This window comes from Klebsiella sp. H-Nf2, assembly GCF_002806645.1.
Lineage (GTDB): Bacteria > Pseudomonadota > Gammaproteobacteria > Enterobacterales > Enterobacteriaceae > Klebsiella > Klebsiella variicola.
The window spans coordinates 41,154-59,161 of the sequence record NZ_PIBL01000015.1 but is presented as its reverse complement, the minus strand read 5'-3'; the positions used below and the strand labels follow the sequence as shown (position 1 = coordinate 59,161).

Annotated in this window: 14 protein-coding genes; 9 read left to right on the top strand and 5 right to left on the bottom strand. The window is 57.0% G+C overall.

What is annotated here, in order from left to right:
* The first annotated feature begins 19 nt into the window (after positions 1 to 19).
* The 9 genes from rhaB to rhaM all read left to right on the top strand — a co-directional run bounded on the left by rhaB (position 20) and on the right by rhaM (position 10,140).
* Entirely contained in the window at positions 20 to 1,486 is a 1,467-nt protein-coding gene (gene rhaB / locus CWM58_RS24695; RefSeq protein WP_100682023.1) for a rhamnulokinase, read from the top strand.
* Positions 1,483 to 2,742 (top strand): L-rhamnose isomerase, encoded by a 1,260-nt coding sequence (rhaA, locus tag CWM58_RS24690; protein ID WP_032741520.1) that lies wholly within the window; start codon positions 1,483 to 1,485, stop codon positions 2,740 to 2,742. The genes rhaB and rhaA overlap by 4 nt, the downstream gene beginning before the upstream one ends.
* Positions 2,743 to 2,891: 149 nt before the next feature.
* The gene (rhaD, locus tag CWM58_RS24685; protein ID WP_008807883.1) at positions 2,892 to 3,722 is read left to right on the top strand and encodes a rhamnulose-1-phosphate aldolase; all 831 of its coding nucleotides are present in this window, start codon (positions 2,892 to 2,894) and stop codon (positions 3,720 to 3,722) included.
* A gap of 81 nt (positions 3,723 to 3,803) precedes the next feature.
* A complete protein-coding gene (gene rhaS, locus CWM58_RS24680; protein ID WP_100682022.1) occupies positions 3,804 to 4,790 on the top strand; it encodes a rhamnose ABC transporter substrate-binding protein in 987 nt (328 codons plus the stop codon).
* A 217-nt stretch (positions 4,791 to 5,007) separates the two neighbouring features.
* Complete coding sequence (locus tag CWM58_RS24675; RefSeq protein WP_100682021.1) at positions 5,008 to 6,519, top strand: sugar ABC transporter ATP-binding protein; 1,512 nt, start codon at positions 5,008 to 5,010, stop codon at positions 6,517 to 6,519.
* Positions 6,516 to 7,523, top strand: coding sequence for an ABC transporter permease (locus CWM58_RS24670; protein WP_165785847.1), 1,008 nt, complete (start codon positions 6,516 to 6,518; stop codon positions 7,521 to 7,523). The genes CWM58_RS24675 and CWM58_RS24670 overlap by 4 nt, the downstream gene beginning before the upstream one ends.
* A complete protein-coding gene (locus tag CWM58_RS24665) occupies positions 7,520 to 8,524 on the top strand; it encodes an ABC transporter permease (RefSeq protein ID WP_100682020.1) in 1,005 nt (334 codons plus the stop codon). Before CWM58_RS24670 ends, CWM58_RS24665 begins: the two co-directional genes overlap by 4 nt.
* A gap of 156 nt (positions 8,525 to 8,680) precedes the next feature.
* Positions 8,681 to 9,829 (top strand): lactaldehyde reductase, encoded by a 1,149-nt coding sequence (gene fucO / locus CWM58_RS24660; protein WP_061156246.1) that lies wholly within the window; start codon positions 8,681 to 8,683, stop codon positions 9,827 to 9,829.
* Positions 9,826 to 10,140, top strand: coding sequence for an L-rhamnose mutarotase (gene rhaM / locus CWM58_RS24655; protein ID WP_002882870.1), 315 nt, complete (start codon positions 9,826 to 9,828; stop codon positions 10,138 to 10,140). Before fucO ends, rhaM begins: the two co-directional genes overlap by 4 nt.
* A 90-nt stretch (positions 10,141 to 10,230) precedes the next feature.
* Here the strand turns inward: rhaM and CWM58_RS24650 are convergent, their stop codons facing one another.
* The 5 genes from CWM58_RS24650 to CWM58_RS24630 form a co-directional block, all read right to left on the bottom strand.
* Complete coding sequence (locus CWM58_RS24650; protein ID WP_061156247.1) at positions 10,231 to 11,604, bottom strand: NosD domain-containing protein; 1,374 nt, start codon at positions 11,602 to 11,604, stop codon at positions 10,231 to 10,233.
* Positions 11,605 to 11,707: 103 nt separating this feature from the next.
* The gene (locus CWM58_RS24645) at positions 11,708 to 13,096 is read right to left on the bottom strand and encodes a glycoside-pentoside-hexuronide (GPH):cation symporter (RefSeq protein WP_100682019.1); all 1,389 of its coding nucleotides are present in this window, start codon (positions 13,094 to 13,096) and stop codon (positions 11,708 to 11,710) included.
* A 70-nt stretch (positions 13,097 to 13,166) separates the two neighbouring features.
* Positions 13,167 to 14,177: a LacI family DNA-binding transcriptional regulator gene (locus CWM58_RS24640; RefSeq protein ID WP_100682018.1), complete on the bottom strand. Its 1,011-nt coding sequence runs from the start codon at positions 14,175 to 14,177 to the stop codon at positions 13,167 to 13,169.
* A 380-nt stretch (positions 14,178 to 14,557) separates the two neighbouring features.
* Positions 14,558 to 15,823 (bottom strand): MFS transporter, encoded by a 1,266-nt coding sequence (locus CWM58_RS24635; protein WP_016162041.1) that lies wholly within the window; start codon positions 15,821 to 15,823, stop codon positions 14,558 to 14,560.
* A 41-nt stretch (positions 15,824 to 15,864) separates the two neighbouring features.
* Positions 15,865 to 17,988 carry an alpha-galactosidase gene (locus CWM58_RS24630; RefSeq protein WP_100682017.1) on the bottom strand — a complete coding sequence of 708 codons (2,124 nt, stop codon included), beginning with the start codon at positions 17,986 to 17,988 and terminating at the stop codon, positions 15,865 to 15,867.
* Between the last annotated feature and the right edge of the window lie 20 nt (positions 17,989 to 18,008).

Here is an 18,008-nt window from a genome sequence, read left to right as displayed (position 1 = left end):
TTTTAAGAAGGGTCTTTCCATGAGTATTCGTCATTGTGTCGCCGTCGATTTAGGTGCCTCCAGCGGGCGGGTGATGCTCGCCAGCTATCAGTCCGGGCCGCGTGCCCTGACCCTGCGCGAAATGCACCGCTTCACCAACAGCCTGCAGAAGGTGGATGGCTTCGACTGCTGGGATGTGGATAGCCTGGAAGGCGAGATCCGTCGCGGGCTGGAGAAAGTGTGTGAGCAGGGCATCCTGATCGACAGTATCGGCATCGATACCTGGGGGGTGGATTATGTCCTGCTGGATAAGCAGGGCCAGCGCGTCGGACTGCCGATCTCCTATCGTGACGACCGCACCCAGGGCCTGCTACGTCACGCTGAAGAACAGCTGGGCCGGGCGGAGATCTATCGCCGCAGCGGCATTCAATTTCTGCCGTTTAACACCCTTTACCAGCTGCGCGCCCTGGTGGAGCAGCAGCCGGAGCTGGTCAGTCAGGCCGCGCATGCCCTGCTGATCCCCGACTATTTCAGCTTCCGCCTGACCGGCAATCTGAACTGGGAATATACCAACGCCACGACCACCCAGCTGGTTAACATCAATAGCGATAGCTGGGATGAGACGCTGCTGAACTGGACCGGCGCGCCGTTGGCGTGGTTCGGAAAGCCGACCCACCCCGGCAATGTGATTGGTCACTGGATCTGCCCGCAGGGCAACCGTATTCCGGTGGTCGCTGTCGCCAGCCACGACACCGCCAGCGCGGTGATCGCCTCCCCGCTGGCCGACCGCCATGCCGCCTATCTCTCCTCCGGCACCTGGTCGCTGATGGGGTTTGAAAGCCTGACCCCATACACCTGCGACGCGGCGCTGCAGGCCAATATCACCAACGAAGGCGGAGCCGAAGGCCGCTACCGGGTGCTGAAAAATATCATGGGCCTGTGGCTGCTCCAGCGGGTGCTGAAAGAACAAAACGTCAGCGACCTGCAGGGGCTGATCGCCCGCACCGCCGCGCTACCGGCGTGCCGCTTCATGATTGACTGCAACGATGACCGCTTTATCAATCCGGCCAGTATGAGCGCCGAGATCCAGGCCGCCTGTCGCGACGCCGGGCAGCCCATTCCTGAAAGCGATGCCGAGCTGGCGCGCTGCATTTTCGACAGCCTGGCGCTGCTCTACGCCCGGGTGCTTAACGAGCTGGCGGCGCTGCGCGGCCAGCCCTTCAGCCAGCTGCATATCGTCGGCGGCGGCTGCCAGAACGCGCTGCTTAACCAGCTGTGCGCTGACGCCTGCGGGATCGCCGTCGTGGCCGGCCCGGTGGAGGCCTCCACCCTCGGCAATATCGGCATCCAGTTAATGACCCTCGACGAACTGGCCAATGTCGATGAGTTTCGTCAGGTGGTGCGCGGCAACGCGGCGCTCACCGCTTTTACCCCCAATCCTGATAGTGAAATTGCCCGTTTCGTGGCGCAGTTTCAGCCACAACAGACCAAGGAGCTTTGCGCATGACCACTCAACTTGAACAAGCCTGGGAAATTGCTAAGCAGCGCTACGCCGCCGTCGGCGTGGATGTCGAGGAGGCCCTGCGCCAGCTGGACCGTCTGCCCGTCTCCATGCACTGCTGGCAGGGTGACGACGTCGCCGGTTTCGAAAACCCGGCGGGAAGCCTGACCGGCGGCATCCAGGCGACCGGCAACTACCCGGGCAAAGCGCGCAATGCTGAAGAGCTACGCGCCGACCTTGAGCAGGCGCTGAGCCTGATCCCGGGGCCAAAGCGTCTCAACCTGCATGCTATTTACCTGGAATCCGACGCGCCGGTAGCGCGCAATGAGATTAAGCCGGAGCATTTTAAAAACTGGGTTACGTGGGCGAAAGCCAACAAACTGGGTCTGGATTTCAACCCCTCCTGCTTCTCGCATCCGCTGAGCGCCGACGGCTTTACCCTGTCGCACGCCAACGATGAGATCCGCCAGTTCTGGATCGACCACTGCAAAGCCAGCCGCCGCGTATCGGCTTATTTCGGCGAACAGCTGGGCACCCCCTCGGTGATGAATATCTGGGTGCCGGACGGCATGAAAGATATTACCGTTGACCGCTTCGCGCCGCGCCAGCGGTTGCTGAATGCCCTTGATGAGGTGATCAGCGAGAAATTCGATCCAGCGCATCATATCGACGCCGTGGAGAGCAAGCTGTTCGGCATCGGCGCCGAAAGCTACACCGTCGGCTCCAACGAGTTCTATATGGGCTACGCCACCAGCCGCCAGACCGCGCTGTGCCTCGATGCCGGCCACTTCCACCCGACGGAAGTGATCTCCGACAAAATCTCTGCCGCCATGCTCTACATTCCGCGCCTGCTGCTGCACGTCAGCCGCCCGGTGCGCTGGGACAGCGACCACGTGGTGCTGCTGGATGATGAAACCCAGGCCATCGCCAGCGAAATCATTCGCCACAACCTGTTTGACCGCGTGCACATCGGGCTCGACTTCTTCGATGCCTCCATCAACCGCATCGCGGCCTGGGTAATTGGTACCCGCAATATGAAAAAAGCGCTGCTGCGTGCCCTGCTGGAACCGACCGCTCAGCTTCGTCAGCTGGAGAACGACGGCGATTACACCGCCCGCCTGGCGCTGCTCGAAGAGCAAAAATCGCTGCCGTGGCAGGCTATCTGGGAGATGTACTGTCAGCGTCACGACACGCCGGCGGGCAGTCAGTGGCTGGACAACGTGCGGGCTTATGAGAATGCGGTTCTGAGCCAGCGCGGGTAATGCACGGGCTTCCCCGGGTCGCGGCTGACGCCTTACCCGGGCTACGAACCGGTAGCCCGGATAAGCCGCTTACGGCGCAATCCGGGGGCACGCACATATTTAGGGTGAGGGGGTCAACCCCGCACCGAATCAACAGGAAAGACAAGACTATGCAGACCATTATCGACGCCTGGTTCGTCCAGGGCATGATCAAAGCCACCTCCGACGCCTGGCTGAAAGGCTGGGACGAACGCAACGGCGGCAACCTGACGCTGCGTCTGGATGAAGCGGATATCGAACCTTATGCGGCGGATTTCCACGCCAAACCGCGTTACATCGCCCTCAGCCAGCCGATGCCAATCCTGGCCAACCAGCCATTTATCGTCACCGGCTCCGGCAAATTCTTCCGTAACGTCCAGCTCGACCCGGCCGCTAACCTCGGCGTGGTAAAGGTCGACAGCGATGGCGCGGGATACCATATCCTGTGGGGCCTCACCGAGGATGCCGTACCGACCTCCGAGCTGCCGGCACACTTCCTGTCGCACAGCGAGCGTATCAAACTGACCGGCGGCAAAGACCGGGTGATCATGCACTGCCATGCCACCAACCTGATCGCCCTGACCTATGTTCTGGAGAACCACAGCGATCTGTTCACCCGCAAGCTGTGGGAAGGTAGCACCGAATGTCTGGTGGTCTTCCCGGACGGCGTCGGCATTCTGCCGTGGATGGTGCCGGGCACCGATGAAATCGGCCAGGCGACCGCCGAAACCATGCAAAAGCACTCGCTGGTGCTGTGGCCGTTCCACGGCGTCTTCGGCAGCGGCCCCACGCTGGATGAGACCTTCGGCCTGATCGACACCGCCGAGAAGTCCGCCGAAGTGCTGGTGAAAGTCTTGTCGATGGGAGGGATGAAGCAGACCATCACCCGCGAAGAGCTTATCGCCCTTGGCAAACGCTTCAACGTGCAGCCGCTGCAGTCCGCTTTAGATCTTTATCCATAACAACATCGCGCCCCGCTCACCGAGACGGGGCGAAACATCACCTGCAAACCCTACAAAACTAACTCATGTGGAGTAAAAGCAATGAAAACAAAGACAAGCTTGATCCTCACCGTTGCCGCCCTGGCGTTGTCCGGTTCCACCTTAGCAGAAGTTAAAATCGCCCTTGTGGCGAAATCGCTGGGAAATGGTTTCTTCGAAGCCGCCAACGTTGGCGCCCAACAGGCAGCCAAAGAGTTAGGTGATGTCAAAGTGATCTACACCGGCCCGACCACTACCACCGCCGAAGCGCAGATCGACGTGCTGAACGGGTTGATCGCCCAGGGGGTGGATGCGATCGCCATTTCCGCCAACGATCCGGACGCGGTGGTGCCGGTGCTGAAAAAAGCGATGCAGCGCGGCATCAAGGTGGTCTCGTGGGACTCCGGCGTGGCGCCGGCAGGCCGCCAGATCCATCTTAACCCCTCGAATAACGCCTTAATTGGCGAAACCAACGTCAAGCTCGCCGCCGATGCGCTGAAGGCGCTGAACGTTGAGAAAGGCGAAGTGGCCGTGTTAAGCGCCACCCCAACCTCCACTAACCAGAACATCTGGATTGAGGAGATGAAAAAGGTGCTGCCGCAGTATCCGTCCGTGCAGCTGGTCACTGTCGCCTACGGTGACGATCTGTCGGATAAAAGCTACCGCGAAGCGGTGGGCCTGCTGAAATCATATCCGGACCTGAAAGTCATTGTTTCGCCGTCATCGGTGGGCATTGTTGCCGCCGCGCAGGCGGTGAAGGACCAGGGCAAAATCGGCAAAGTCTATGTCACCGGGCTGGGGCTGCCGTCGGAAATGGCCGGCGCGATCAAGTCCGGCGCCAGCAAAAGCTTCGCCATCTGGAACCCGATTGACCTGGGCTACGCCGCCACCTATCTGGCCGACGATTTAGTCAAAGGCACGGCGACCAAAACCGAAGCCAGTATGGGCAAGCTGGGCAAAGTGAAGCTGGATGCTGAGGGGAATGGTGCGATGGCCGAGCCGTTCGTCTACGATGCGAGCAACATCGATAAGTTCTCGAAAATTTTCTAACCCTTGTTCCCTCACCCCGGCCCTCTCCCGGAGGGAGAGGGGGAAAGGCTGGCCCTCTGCACGATGTGGCCAGCGGACACCGGACCGTTCCCTCGCCCCTCTGGGGAGAGGGGGAAAGGCTGGCCCTCTGCACGATGTGGCCAGCGGACGCCGGGCCGTTCCCTCGCCCCTTTGGGGAGAGGGTTAGGGTGAGGGGTGATTTTTGTGGAGAACTATCATGTCAGCATCAACGCCACTGCTGTCGCTGAAGGGGATCACCAAGATTTTTCCCGGTGTGCGCGCCCTTGAGAACGTGCAGCTTGATCTCTGGCCCGGCAAAGTGACCGCCTTAATCGGCGAAAACGGCGCGGGGAAATCCACACTGGTCAAAGTGATGACCGGTATTTATCAGCCCGAAGAGGGCGAGATCCTCTATAAAGCGATCCCCATTCATCTGCCAACGCCGGAGTCGGCGCATAAGGTAGGGATCACCGCCATTCACCAGGAAACCGTGCTGTTTGACGAACTCTCGGTCAGTGAAAATATTTTCGTCGGCCAGTATCTGTATAAGGGACTGTTAAAAACACTCGACTGGCCAGCGATGCACCGCAGAGCCAGCGAGATCCTCGCCCGGCTGGAAGTCCAGATCGACCCGCGGGCCACGCTGAAAACCCTCAGCATCGCCCAGCGGCACATGGTGGCGATTGCCCGGGCGCTGGCTTTCGACGCCCAGGTGGTGATCCTCGATGAGCCGACCGCCGCCCTCTCCCAGCATGAAATCCTGGAGTTTTATCACATCGTTGAGCGTCTGAAGCAGGACGGCAAAGCGATCCTGTTTATCTCGCATAAGTTCGATGAAATTTTCGAGCTGGCCGATTATTACACCATCCTGCGTGATGGGGTGTACGTCAGCTCCGGGGCGATAAGCGACATCACCGAAGAGCGGATGGTGTCGATGATGGTGGGCCGGGCGATCACCCAAACCTACCCGAAAGTCGACTGCACGCCCGGGGAAACGGTGCTGGAGGTGTCCGATCTCTGTCATCCTACCGAGTTTGCTCATATCAGCTTCCGCCTGCGCAAGGGCGAAATTCTCGGCTTTTACGGCCTGGTGGGCGCCGGACGCACCGAGCTGATGCAGGCGCTCTCCGGCGTGTCGCGTCCCTCCTCCGGCGAGATCCGCCTGAACGGCAGAACCATGCGCTTTCACCAGCCCGCCGATGCCATCCGCGCGGGCATCGTCTGCGTGCCGGAAGAGCGGCAGAAACAGGGGGCGATCATCGCCCTGCCTATTGCCCAGAACATCAGTCTACCGCAGCTCAGCAAGCTCAATCCTAACGGCGTCCTGAACGACACCCGGGAATGGCGGCTGGCCGAAGAGTACGCCTCGCGCCTGCAGGTTAAAGCCTTCAGCTGGCGCCAGCCGGTGGAGACCCTCTCCGGCGGCAACCAGCAGAAAGTGGTGATCGGCAAATGGCTGGCGACCCAGCCCGAGGTGATCATCCTCGATGAGCCGACCAAAGGCATCGATATCGGCTCAAAAGCCGCCGTGCATCAGTTTATGTCCGAGCTGGTCAGCCAGGGACTGGCAGTGATTATGGTGTCGTCAGAGCTGCCGGAAGTGATGGGCATGGCCGACCGGATTATCGTGATGCACGAAGGGCTGATGGTCGCCGAATACCAGGCCGGTGAAGCGACAGCGGAAACTATCGTTAGCGCCGCCAGCGGCATCGGCCAGGAGGCGGCATGATGGGACACGCATGGCTTAAACATCGCGAAGCGCTGCTGGCGGTGGTCATCATTTTGATGATCGGCGCCATCGGCAGCCGGGCGCCGTCGTTCATTTCACCGGCCAATCTGGTGGAGATGTTTAACGATACCGCCATCCTTATCATCCTCGCCCTCGGCCAGATGATGGTGTTGCTCACCAAAGGCATCGATCTGTCGATGGCCGCCAACCTGGCGCTGACCGGGATGATCGTCGCCCTGCTTAACGCCCACTATCCGGGTATTCCGGTGGTGGCGCTGCTGGCGCTGGCAACCCTGCTGGGCCTGCTGATGGGGATGATTAACGGCCTGCTGGTCTGGCGCCTCGGCATTCCCGCCATCGTGGTAACCCTCGGCACCATGAGCATTTATCGCGGCATTATCTTCCTGCTGACTGACGGCGGCTGGGTTAACTCACATCAGATGAGCGCTGATTTTCTCAGCCTGCCGCGCAGCACGCTCATGGGATTGCCGCTTCTGAGCTGGTGCGCCATCGCCGCGCTGCTGCTGGTAGGTTATTTCCTGCGCTACAGCCGCACTGGCCGGGCCTTGTACACCGCGGGCGGCAACGCGACGGCGGCGTACTACACCGGCATTAACGCCGGAAAAATGCAGTTCGTCAGCTTCTGCCTCTCCGGCGCGCTGGCCGGCTTCTGCGGCTATCTGTGGATCTCGCGCTTCGCTGTCGCCTATGTCGACGTGGCGAACGGCTTTGAGCTGCAGGTGGTAGCGGCCTGCGTAATCGGCGGTATCAGCACCATGGGCGGAAGCGGACGGGTGCTGGGCTGCCTGTGCGGCGCGCTGTTCCTCGGGGTCATCAATAACGCCCTGCCGGTGATCGGCATCTCGCCCTTCTGGCAAATGGCGATTTCCGGGGCGGTGATCGTCATGGCGGTGCTGCTCAACGAGCGCGGCAATCGCAGTCACGGGCGGTTAATCCTGCGCAATGCGGCGTTAGCCCGGCAGAAACAGGCGGTGAAATCATGAGCAAAATGATGGTATCTGAAGAGATGAAAAACACTCCGGTCGCGCCGTCGCCGCTGCGCCGCCTGCTGTGCTGGGAAGGGTTTTTACTGGCGGTCACCCTGGCGGTATTTATCGGCAACGCGATGGCTTCCCCGTACTTCCTCAATATCTGGAACCTGTCGGACGCGACCTTTACCTTTACCGAGAAGGCGATCGTCGTCCTGCCGATGGCGATGCTGATTATCGCCCGGGAAATCGATCTGTCGGTGGCCTCGACGATGGCGCTCAGCTCAACGGTGATGGGCTTCTGCGCGGCGGCGGGGATGGATACCCCGCTGCTGGTGGTCATCGGCCTGGGCGTAGGTCTGCTGTGCGGCCTGTTCAACGGCTTGCTGGTGACTCGCTTTAACCTGTCGTCCATTGTGATCACCATCGGCACCATGAGCCTGTATCGCGGCATCACCTATATCCTGCTGGGCGATCAGGCACTCAACCACTACCCGGAGAGCTTTGCCTGGTTCGGCCAGGGGTACGTATGGGGGGCGCTCTCTTTTGAGTTTGCGCTGTTTATCCTCCTCGCCGCCGCCTTCACCTTCCTGCTGCATAAAACCAACTTTGGCCGCCGGACCTACGCCATCGGCAATAACCCGACTGGCGCCTGGTTCTCCGGGATCAATGTTAAGCGTCATAACCTGGTGCTGTTCGCGCTGGTCGGGCTGATGGCCGGGCTGGCGGCGGTCCTGCTGACCTCACGGCTCGGCAGTACCCGCCCCACCCTGGCGATGGGCTGGGAGCTGGCGGTTGTCACCATGGCGGTGCTCGGCGGCGTCAATATTCTCGGCGGCTCCGGCAGCATGCCCGGGGTGATCATTGCCGCTTTTCTAATGGGGCTGGTGACCTTCGGCCTGAGCCTGCTAAACGTCCCCGGTATCGTGATGTCGGTGATTATCGGCGCCATGCTGATCGTGGTGATCTCCCTGCCGATTATTACCCGGCGGATGATGCAGCGAAGACGATGTTAATTTCCCCCTCACCCTGGCCCTCTCCCCAAGGGAGAGGATACTGCCCGGCGCACGCAGACAGCCTGCAGTCCGGGACCGGTTTTCCCCTATCCCTGCGGGAGAGGGGCGGGGTGAGGGGAAACGGATTTCCCAAAATCAACATTAAGGAGAATTATCATGAGTTTTATGTTGGCATTACCAAAAATCAGCCTCCACGGGGCAGGCGCTATCGGCGATATGGTCAGGCTGGTGGCCGGTAAACAGTGGGGCAAAGCGCTGATCGTTACCGACGGCCAGCTGGTGAAGCTGGGCCTGCTGGACAGCCTGTTTTCCGCGCTGGATGAACAGCAGATGGCTTACCAGCTGTTTGACGACGTGTTTCCCAACCCCACCGAAGCGCTGGTGCAGCAAGGCTACGCGGCGTACCAGGCGGCACACTGCGATTACCTGATCGCCTTCGGCGGCGGCAGCCCGATTGATACCGCCAAGGCGATAAAAATCCTCACCGCCAACCCTGGCCCCTCCACAGCCTACTCCGGCGTCGGCAAAGTGAAAAACGCTGGCGTGCCGCTGGTGGCCATCAACACCACCGCCGGCACGGCGGCGGAGATGACCAGCAACGCAGTGATTATCGATAGCGAGCGGCAGGTGAAAGAGGTGATTATCGACCCGAACCTGATCCCGGATATCGCCGTCGACGACGCCAGCGTGATGCTCGACATCCCGCCAGCCGTTACCGCCGCCACCGGCATGGACGCCCTGACCCACGCCATCGAGGCCTTTGTCTCCGTTGGTGCCCATCCGCTGACCGACGCCAACGCCCTCGAGGCCATTCGCCTGATCAACCTGTGGCTGCCGAAAGCGGTAGACGATGGTCACGATCTGCAGGCCCGCGAGCAGATGGCGTTTGGCCAATACCTGGCGGGCATGGCGTTCAATAGCGCCGGTCTCGGGCTGGTACACGCCCTGGCCCATCAGCCTGGCGCCACCCACAACCTGCCGCACGGGGTGTGCAACGCCATCCTGCTGCCGATCATCGAAAACTTTAACCGCCCGAACGCGGTGGCGCGCTTCGCCCGCGTGGCGCAGGCGATGGGCGTCGATACCCGCGGCATGAGCGATGAAGCTGCCAGCATGGAGGCCATCAACGCCATCCGCGCACTGAGCAAACGTGTGGGGATCCCCCAGGGCTTCAGCCAGCTTGGCGTCAGCAAAGCCGATATCGAAGGCTGGCTGGATAAAGCGCTGGCCGACCCGTGCGCGCCGTGTAACCCGCGCCCCGCCAGCCGCGATGAGGTTCGCGAGCTCTATCTGGAGGCCTTATGATCCGTAAAGCCTTCGTCATGCAGGTGAACCCCGACGCGCACGAGGAGTACCAGCGCCGCCATAATCCCATCTGGCCGGAGCTGGAGGCAGTGCTGAAGGACCACGGCGCGCACCATTACGCCATTTATCTCGATAAAGAACGCCATCTGTTGTTCGCGACGGTGGAGATTGAGTCGGAAGCCCGCTGGGAGGCGGTCGCCAGCACGGAAGTGTGCCAGCGCTGGTGGAAATACATGCGCGAGGTGATGCCCAGCAACCCGGATAACAGCCCGCTGAGCGCGGAGCTCAAAGAAGTGTTTTATCTGGCGTGAAATCATGGCTGCCTCGCTGTGCTGAGTGGGGCAGCCGTTTTCAGCGCTGAGTAGGACGACTTATTCTGCGCCGTCGCGTCTACAGCCGGATTATTCCATTTCCACATTGCCGGGAGATGGCGTAGCCCTGATGGCATTCATCGTTCTGTCCATCATCAACTGTTTGTTATTGCCGCAATCAAGTATCGTGTTTTGAGACGACGCTTTTTCTACCAGCACCGCGACCACATCAAGGGTTTTCAATCTATCCGTCGTCAGCAAAGCGCTGACCTGCGCCGCAAAGCAAGCGTCCTCTTCGGAAGGGTGCGCCTGCTGCACTGACGCTTCCGTGGTCGCAACAATATGATTATTCGCAAGGTAATTTCCTTTACCGGCAACCAGCCGGATGATGACCGGCTTTATTCCCTGTGGCCGAAGATACTGGATATCAATAGTTTCGGAAATATGATTGGCAATAACCGAGTTATTACTACCATTGATATGCAGCAGACCATAGGCATCATCCAGGCCGTTGTCATAGGTCTGCATCGGCGGCCAGGGTTCGCGATCGCGGAAAAAATGATTTGCAGCGATGAGATTCTCCGCACAGTTATTCTCCAGAACCAACATTCCTGGATAAAATGAGTGCAACCGATTACCAGTAACGGTAGAACGAACAACGCCAGAGAAATGAACGCTGCTGGCGCCACGCGGAAAGATATTGTTGCCAGAAATTAATAACCCACCGAAGTTTTGGGCATAAATCGAATAGCCTCTATAGCCTGCGCCAATCAGGTTATCGGTTATTTTAGAAGCCTGTCCGGCGCCACGAAGCTCGATACAGTTGCCGCATTCGGCGATAAAGTTATTATGGATCGCCATAGCATCACTATTGTACGCCGTGAGACCATGCTCAAGATAGATAAATCCCATGTCTGTAATCCGGAAAGCATCCTGAGCGCTGGCGATATAAATCCCGGTTTTGCCGTTAATATAGCTATTTTCCGGATCGTTGTTTCCCAGCCCATCATCAATAAAGTGCAGGCCATCAATACAGAAGTTTTCAAACGCCACCGAACTAATTCGCGGCGCTCCGCTGCGTTTCACGTAAAATGCAGCGCCAGCATGTTCTTCATCGCCGGGATGCACACAAATATCGACCAGAATACGGCTCCCGCCCGGCCAAATATCATGCAAATTCGCCCACTCGTCAGCCGGTGTATTGAAACGAATACTTGAGGAGACAAAACCGTGTCCAGCCCCCATAATTTTTAAATAACTGATATCGATAAAAACCTGCGTCTTCAGATGATAATCGCCGGGCGGAATATAGATAACGGCGCCAGGTTTTCCGCCGTTATTAATATCGGTTGCGGTTTGCCGCTTTTTAATATCGAGGATAATACTGTTGATAACTTCCCCAATATCCTTATAAGGATTACCGATATGCCACTGCGTCACGTCATAATAATTATTATGCGTCATAAAGAACCTCCTCTGATATGAACAGAAAATCACTTAAATATTCTAATTTGATTAAGACTGATATTGAATGATAAATAATACTGATGCCCTACCCCCCTACCTATTAACCACGTCCTTTTTCCAGTTCACGTTTTGCAAGATCGGCTTTAATTTTTTCAAGGAACGCGTTATTCAGCTTGAAGTAGCGCACCAGATACGCGCTGATGAAATAACTCACCATCGGCAACAGTGAGAACATCATGATAATGCCTTGAATGGTCTTACTATTTTGCTGAGGCTCATTCGCGACATAACCGGTAAACGCCAGAATCCAGGCGACGATTGCCCCAGCCACCGCCAGCCCCATTTTGAGCATAAAAAGGTTACCCGCGAAAGAGATACCGGTCAGGCGCTTACCGAACTTCCAGTCACCGTAGTCATCGACATCGGACATCATCGCCCACAGAATGGGGCCAGATTGAATTAAATGCAGAACGTTAATTACGATAAATAGCGCCATCAGCGGGGTCAACGATTGCGGATCGATAAACCACAGCGCAAATGACAGAATGCCGAGAATAATATTAATAATGCGGAACAGCGCCAGCTTATCAAAGCGATCGGTAAGCGGTTTGGCAAGCACACTACCCAGCATATTACAGGCTACACCCAGCGCCATAAAGAAGGTAATAAATCCGACAGACGCCTTCATGACATAAGTCGCATAATAGATAGTTACGCCACCACGGATAAATGCCGGGAAAACGTTCAGGAAGGTAATAGAGATCATTAAGAGCCACTGATCGTTTTTGATAATATCCCGTAGGTCTTTCTTCAACGACTCGTTTTGCTTAACCGATACCACCCGCTCTTTAATGCTGGAAAAGCAGAACAGGAACATCAGCGTTGCCGCCCCGCCCATAATGATCATGGTCAGCTGGAAACCGGAAGCACGGTCACCGTTACCCAGCCAGTCGGTTAACGGCAGAATAGAGGAGGAGATAATCAATGTTGCCAGGCCATTAAGGAAAAATCGCCATGACAGACAACCCATGCGCTCTTTTTGATTGAGGGTAATGACGCCGCCGACGGAGCAATAGGGAATATTAATCGCGGTATAAATCAGCGACATGACCAGATAGGTAACCCAGGCATAGATAATCTTACCGTTCATGCTGAGTTCTGGGGTCGTGAACATCAGTACCGCGCCCAGACCAAACGGAAGCGCCATCCATAATAGCCATGGACGGAATTTTCCCCAGCGTGACACGGTGCGGTCGCAGATTGCCCCCATCAGCGGATCGCTAAAAGCGTCAAAGATGCGAATAACGAGGAATAATGTGCCCACCACCCCGGCATTGAGGCCATAGACATCGGTATAAAACCACGTCAGATAGAGCGCCAGTACACTCCATATCATTCCTGAACCAGCGTCCCCCATCCCGTAGCCGATCTTCTCCCTCAACCCCAGCTTTTCATAAGCACTTGGCTTTTCCATTGCGGTAGCAGACATAAATATACCTATTTTTTGTTAAAAGGAGCCCATGGCGCAAATTGTCGCGCCATTTCTAAACATATATCCCTTACAGGGAAGTAATATTAATTTTTACGCTGCTCTCACGAACAATTAACCGAGAGACAATTTCGTGCATTTCAATACTGTCCGGCTGCTGTTGATGCTTCACCATCTGAAACGCGAGGTGAGCAATTTCATTTACCGGCTGTGCAACGCTGGTGATTTTTTTAGTTTGTGCCAGCAAGGTATTGTCAAAACTGGCAATCGCAACATCTTCAGGAATGGAGATACCTTTTTCTTTTAGCCCATCGATAATATAGTTTGCCGCAATATCGTTATACACTAGCAGACATGTACAGATTCGCTTCGGATCGCTGAGTTTCGCAATAATATCATCAAGAATGCTAATATGGCCTGATATCTTTTCCCCCTCACCTTTGGCTATCCAGAACGAATTATCTTTAGCAAGTTTTAAACCATGACTCGCTATTTTTTTGGTATACGATGAAACCCTACGATTATCAACCCCTTCCTGGGCAACAAAGCCAAACGAAAGATGACCTGTATGAATAAAATGTTCCGCAATACTTTCTGCCCCCCGGTCCTGGTTAATCGATACGGAGTTAAAGAACCGGGACACCTGGGTGACGACGGCGACCGGGATCCGGGTAATACTTAACCATTCTGAAAGTTCGACTTCTGCTTCTGTCGGCACCCATAGCAAGCTGTCAATACCCATCCCCACCAAGGTCTGAATAATGTGTTTATCCTGCTGCGGCTGGTTCTGATGCGTTTTAACGATCACCGATTTGCCGATATACCGGGCCTCTTCTTCCACCGTCGCCAACAGTTCACAGAAGTGAGGATTCACCAGGTTAGGCAAAACCACACCAATCAGCCCTGAACATTTACCGCTAAGCTGAAACGAACTTTTGCTGGGGACATAGCAGAGATAATCCATCGCATCACGCACCGCCTGCCGCGTTTCCGGCACGACGCTGGGATGATTGTTGAGCACTCGCGATACGGTTGCCGTCGAGACCCCAGCTTTTTTCGCTACGTCTTTAATAGATGCCATGATGATTGAACATACCCTCTAACAATGGTGTTCACTATAAATTGTGATCTCTGCCAAGAATGTAATCCAGTTCACATGTTGCTGCGTTACATAGATCCATACTCTGGCCTCGCATTTTTATTTTACTGGCCATCGTTATTCATTTACGCTCCTTGAGAGAAATTAATGAACTCAAAAGATATCAATATTTTTAGGCAGGAAAAACAGAGGTGTGATTATATCATTACCACTCATTACGGGGATGAGGGGATTAACTATTCAAGTATTAATACTTCTTTACTGAAGAAAAATAATCCATAGCCCTTTCATGTGTTTCTCATATTTAACATATCAATTTTCTTATCTTTCATGCACATCCCTGTGTCATGAAATTTCGGAGATTAAACAATCATCGCATTATCGCGAAGCGGCTCGGTTTTCGCCTTACCCGCTAACGTAAACGCGGATATTAAGGTGACGGTCAGCGCAATACCGCCGAGGATCATATAGGTTTCCTGGAAGCCGATCCGATCATACATATTGCCGGCGAAGGCGGAGAGAAAGATCGCCGCCACCTGCTTGGCGAACTGGAATCCCACCAGATAAATCGTCGCCGACAGCCGGACATCAAACACGCCGGTAATGTATTTAAAGGCACCCACCAGCAGGAACGGCACCTCCAGCGCATGGAGCATTTTCAACGCCACCACTTCCGCGGCGGTGGTGGCGAAGGAAGAGCCAATCATCCTTGCCGCCATCACCATCCCGGCGATCAGCAGGGTATTCTTCGCCCCGATGCGGTTAATAATCCACGGCGAGCTGAACATAATGATGGCGTTACATATTTCTCCCGCGGTGGTGGCGAAACCAAAGGCGCGGGTGCCCGCTTCCGGGGTCGCGAAGAACGATTTAAAAAAGGTGGCGAACTGCTGATCGAAAACGTCATACACACAGGCCACGCCGATGACATACAGAATAAACATCCACATCTTACGCTGGCGGAACATGCGCACCGCCGTTTTTAAATCGATCGCCGGGCGATTGGCGCCGAGCGAGTCCATTACCTGCGCGGACTGACTGGCCTGCGGTTTGGCGATGGCCACCAGCACCACCAACAGCAGCGCGGCGGCTGACCCCATCCAGAACACCCATTCGGGATTAATGCTGAACAGCATTCCGGCAGTAGTCGCGCACAGCGCCCATCCCAGACAGCCAAAGGTGCGCGCCTTGCCGTATTCAAACCCGCTGTTGCGGCTTACCCGTTCGATATAGGCCTCCATCGCGCCGGCGCCTGCGGAGAATACAAAGCCGATATAGGCGCCGCCGCTCAGCGCCCCGAGCCAGATGTTGGTTTTCAGCAGCGGAGCGAAAACATAGAGGAAGAAGGGAGCAATCAGCACCAGCAGAACGGTCACGATCCACATCAGGTGTTTTTTCAGCCCCAGCTTGTCAGAGATCACCCCGAGGACCGGCTGGAAACAGATGGCAAACAGCGACAGGCTGGAGAAAACGAGGCCGGTTTCGGTTTTATTCAGGCCGATGACGTCCGACAGCCAGATCGGCAGAAACGGAAAGCAGGTGGCCATGATGAAGAAGTAGAGAAAGAAGAACAGCCCGAAAATCCAGAAGTTGGGGTTGTTTTTGTGGGTACAGACGGTCGGGTTCATTATATTTTCCTCAAGAAGGGCCGCGACGCGGCCCGATACCATCACACGCGTTGCAGGCCAATCAGAATGGCGCTTTCCGGGTCGAGGATGGGCAGCGCCAGCCCCGCCTGCTGTAGCCACTCACCGCTCACCGTCTGCGGCGTCGTCATCCATGCCGGCAGCTTCCGCATGGTATGGCCGCCCTCGCCGGTGATCTGAATGTTCGGATGATCGAGGAGCGTCACCTGATAGCGGGCGCTCGCCTCCAGCCCCGCCAGGCGCAGCGGCGCCATCAGGGTGTAGTCCGGCATCGCCAGCTGGCTGACGAGGAAAATTGCCTGCGCTTTATCCGGACTGACGACGCCATGGGCAAGGGTGGTGGCATCCGGCATATCCATCCGCCACTGCACGCCGTGATGGATCACGTCGCGCCACTGTTTATGCAAGGCCGCATATTTCCGGTATCCGGCGCGCTCTTCTTCATCAGCGCTCACCGGATCCAGCTCAAGTCCCATATGACCAAACAGCGCCGTCAGGCCGCGGAAGGCGATACTGTGCTGGCGGAAAGTGGCATGACAGTGGCGATTGCCAATATGCGCGCCCATCACCTCCGGCGGGAAGAAGTAGCTCATGCCGCGCTGGATAGTGTTGCGCTCAAGGGCGTCATTGTTGTCAGACGCCCAGAAGCGATGGCTGCGCTTGAGGACTTCATAATCGATCCGTCCGCCCCCGGAGGAGCAGGATTCAAATTCAATGTGCGGGAAACGGGCCACCAGCGTATCCAGCAGGCGGTAGAACTGGCGCGTTTGCGCGTCCGCGGCGGCGCGTCCCTGATGCCCAGGTTGCACCAGCTCGCGGTTCATATCCCACTTCACGTAGTCCACCGCATGCTCGCCCAGCAGCCAGCTCATCCGCTCCAGCAGATAATCAAACGCTTCCGGAATGTTGAGGTTCAGGACAAACTGATGGCGGCCGGTCAGCGGGGTATAGCCCGGCAGCGCCAGCACCCAGTCCGGGTGCGCCCGGTACAGATCGGAATCCGGGTTAATCATTTCCGGCTCCACCCAAATACCGAATTCCATCCCCAGCGATTTCACGTGATCGATAACCGGCGTCAGGCCGTGGGGGTATTTTTTCTCATCGAGATACCAGTCCCCAAGCGCCGCCCAGTCGTCGTGACGACCTTTAAACCAGCCGTCATCGATAATAAAGCGCTCGACGCCCAGCGCCGCCGCCTCGTCAGCCATACGCATGATGTAGTCCGGATCGTGGTCGAAATAGATCCCTTCCCAGGTGTTGAGATGCACCGGGCGCGGCTTGTTGTCCGGGAAGCGAATAATCCGTTCGCGCAGATAACGATGGAACTGCTGGCTCATACCGTTCAGCCCGTTCGCCGAGTAGCTGGCATACAGGTACGGTGTCCACAAGGTTTCCCCTTCCGCCAGCGCCATTTCACCCGGCAGATAGAGCGCCTCGGCCTGCAGATAGCGGCGGCCATCGGTTTTCACCTCTGCCCGCAGGCGATGGTTACCGCTCCAGGCCAGATGCACGCCCCAGACTTCACCCTGCATCTCGCTAAAGGTGCGGCTGCCGGTGATCAGGGCCGGGAAATGTTCGTGAGAGGTGCGCCCGCGGCGGTTCTCCAGCATAAAGCTGTCGTGTTCCAGGACCAGACGATGGGGCTGAAACTCGCGGATCCAGCGGCCATGGAAAGCCATCACCTCGCGAGCGCGTTCGGCGACCGGCAATGTGACCGCCAGGCGATCCACCTGCCATGGGCTGGCGCGCAGATTGGTCACGCCATGGCGCACGCTGAGCACGCCGCTGGCATCCAGCGCGATCTCGCTGTGCAGACGCAAGCCGGCCTGCGGATCTTCGCTGACCAGGGTCAGCGTCTGGCCCTCGTGCCGCACTTCGCTGGTGGTGAACAGCGGAGAGGCATCCAGCCCCTGACGATGGCCTTCAATGCCCGGCGCGCCAAACAAGCCATGGCCCAGCTCCGCCATTAAGGTCACTGGCGAATCGACATCCAGTCTGCCGTTGGCGACCGGGCGCGTCAGGCTGTCGGCATCCTGCGGCGAAAAGTGGCTTAAATGCGGTCCCCAGTAGACAATTTCGGCGAAAGGGCGAGTTTTAATGACAACATCGGCACCGGCGCTTTGCAGGTGAATCAGCGAATCAGACATCAGACATCTCCATAACAAGG